The following is a 3,142-nucleotide window of genomic DNA, read 5'->3' on the forward strand; positions in this document are numbered from 1 at the left end:
ATAATATTGAGTAATTCCGGTGTGAGTGGTGTCAGATTTGACATTTCTTTAAGTAATAAATCTCGATATTCAACTTTATTATTAAATTGATATTTAATTCGATCGAGAATATATTTCCATCGCTCCATCGATCTGAGTCTCCAGATGTTCCGCAGATGAATTTGAATTGCTTGATACCATGCCGGACGCAGCATTTGTAAATTTGGAGAACTGCAATCGATTAAGCCTAAAAAGTGGACTCGATCGCCGCGTGCAATAAGTTGTTGGGCGATTTCCAATGCAATCTTCCCTCCCAGAGAGTAGCCGAGGAGATAATAAGGCGCGCCTGCGGGCTGAACTGCTGACATTTCTTGGATATATAGCTGCGCCATATCTTCAAGACACTCCAGGGGCGGTTGGCGACCGTCTAAGCCTTGAGATTGAAGACCGTAGATGGTGTAGCGATCGCTCAAACAATTGGCGAGGGGATAGTATTCTAAAATATTACCACCGATGGGATGAATGCAAAATAAGGGCGGTCGATTCTCTTTCAAAGACGCTTTGCGATCGGTCGCCCCCGATCGAATTAGTACTAACGACGACCAGACGGTCGATGGCCGATCTTGACGCAATAGCGCGGCTAGTTTCTCGATCGTCCCTGCTGAAAATAGAGTTGATAAAGATAGCTTGACACCCCAACTTTTCTCGATTTCATTAAATAGGTAAACTGCCAATAAAGAATGCCCGCCCAATTCAAAAAAGTTATCGCCAACGCTCGTTGCTTGCAGCCCTACTTTTTGCCAAATTGTCAGGAGTGCGCGCTCGATCTCATCTTGGGGGAGGACAAAATTATCTGTGTTATCCGCTCTAGTCGATTCCGGTACGGGCAGCGCGCGCAGATCGATTTTGCCATTGGGCGAGAGCGGGAGTTCGGGTAAGAGTACGAACTGCGTGGGGACTAAATAATCGGGCACCTGTAGGGCAATAAAATCTCGCACTTGACTGATGGCTGGCTGTTGGCCAGCCATCGGGACGCAATAGGTAACTAATTGTTTGTTACCAGGCAGATCTTCCCTGACTGTGACTACTGTCTGGGCGATGTCGGGATGGCGATCGAGGATGGCTTCAATTTCACCTAATTCGATCCGAAAGCCCCGAATTTTGACTTGTCGATCGATCCTCCCCAAGAAATCAATATTCCCATCTGGGCGATAGCGGACGAGATCGCCAGTGGCATACAGCCGTTCGGTTCTCGACTCGAAGGCGTGCGTGCTAAATTTGGTAGTATTGAGTTCGGGGCGATTGTGATAGCCGCGAGCCACCCCCACCCCAGCGATATACAGTTCCCCCAGCACGCCAATCGGCACTGGTTGGCAATCGGGGTCGAGGATATATGCCCGCACGTTGGGTAGCGGTTTCCCAATCGGGATTTCGGCACCAGGTGCTAAGTCGCTCAAATCGCTCCACAACGCGCTGACTGTGGTTTCTGTGGGGCCATACGTGTTGATGAGTTTGACTTTATTCCCGATTAGTTGTTGCCAGGAATTAAACCTGGCAGTTGCAATGCGCTCGCCACCAATTGATACCAGCCTCAGCTCAGAGGGCAATGCTGACGGATTCCGCTCCAAGCCTAGGGTGAGTTCGTGCCAATAGGCTGTTGGCAAGCTCGTAATGGTAATTTGCCACTCCTGACAATGCCGAAAAAAGGTGTCGATATCGAGGGTGTCTGCCGTCCGTAAAACTAGAGTAGCTCCTGACACCAAGCACGTAAAGATTTCTTCGACGCTGATATCAAAATTGAGCGATGTAAATTGGAGAATTTTATCTGCGGTGGTAACTGCAAATTCACCAGCAATAGCTGTCGCATAATTAACGAGCGAGCGATGTTCGATCGCTACGCCTTTGGGGACGCCCGTCGATCCAGAAGTATAAATGACATAGGCTAAATGGTGGGGTTTGACTGGGGTGGTTAAATTATCTCCAGGTAAGGCATCTACATCTGCTAAATCGCGATCGAGACAGATAGTTTTAGCCTGATTTGGTGGCAATCTCTCGATCGATCGAGATTCAGTTAGCAAGATCTCAATCTCGGTATCTGTTATCATCAATTCCAGCCGCTCTGGGGGATAACTGGGATCTAGAGGTACGTAAGCTCCACCAGCTTTTAAAATCCCTAAAATACCCACAATCATTTCGATCGATCTTTCGACACTAATTCCCACCATGACATCGGGTTTAACGCCCAAAGTTTGCAAGTACCGTGCTAGTTTGTTCGCACGTTCGTTTAACTGAGCGTAGGTGAGATATTTGTCTTCCAGTCTGACGGCAATTGCGTCGGGATTTAAGTTCGCTCGTTCTTCAAATAGGTGATGAATACATTTATCAGTCGGGTATGGACGATCGGTCGCGTTCCACTCTACCAAGATCCGCTCTAAGTCGCGATCGCTAACTAATGATAGCTCGGAAATCGATCGATGTGGATTGTTAACCACCCGCTCACTAAATATACTTAACTGCGCCAGCATTGACGTTACACTTTCAGGCTCGATCTCTGTGGTTTGATAATAACAACAAGCGCGATTTCCGCATTTAGTAACGACAAATGTCAGTCCATTAGTCGTACTTGCATAATCTTCAAGCTGGTTGACAATTGCAATTTTGACAGGCAGTCGCTCTGGCACTGAAACATTGGATAATGCTTTAAGTTCTGGATATCTTAATACCAAATCTCGCGCATAAGTTTGACGGCGATCGATTTCGCCAAGCTGACGATCGAGCGATTCAAAGTTCTGCATAAAACTCAGACTAGAGTCCAGATCGAATCGAATGGGCACGATCTCTGTCCACAATTCCGGCAAGCCAGCCAATCGCTCTGCGAGTCGATCGAAGCTCATACCGATGTCGAAACTATTTTGTCGCGATACTCGCGATAAAAAAGCGATAATAACTGCCAATCTAAAAATACCCGATCGAGATTCATTCAAGCTAGTTAATAACGACAACTCTTGACATTCGATATTGGCATTTACCACCAGATTACCAGTTTCAGCAAATGGTATCGAAATAGGATCGATCGCGGCCAACCGAACGACCCAAAATTGCTCGTGCTTGACTAATACCGTTTCCAATTCAGAAATTCGATCGGCGACATCTGGCTCGATAT

At 47.0% G+C, this 3,142-nt stretch carries 1 protein-coding gene; it reads right to left on the reverse strand.

The features are described 5' to 3' along the window. Nucleotides 1-3,142: non-ribosomal peptide synthetase (locus C7B77_RS26995; protein WP_106312298.1), on the reverse strand; the 3,142-nt coding region annotated here is incomplete at both ends.

Source organism: Chamaesiphon polymorphus CCALA 037 (genome assembly GCF_003003845.1).
GTDB classification, from domain to species: Bacteria; Cyanobacteriota; Cyanobacteriia; order Cyanobacteriales; family Chamaesiphonaceae; genus Chamaesiphon; species Chamaesiphon polymorphus.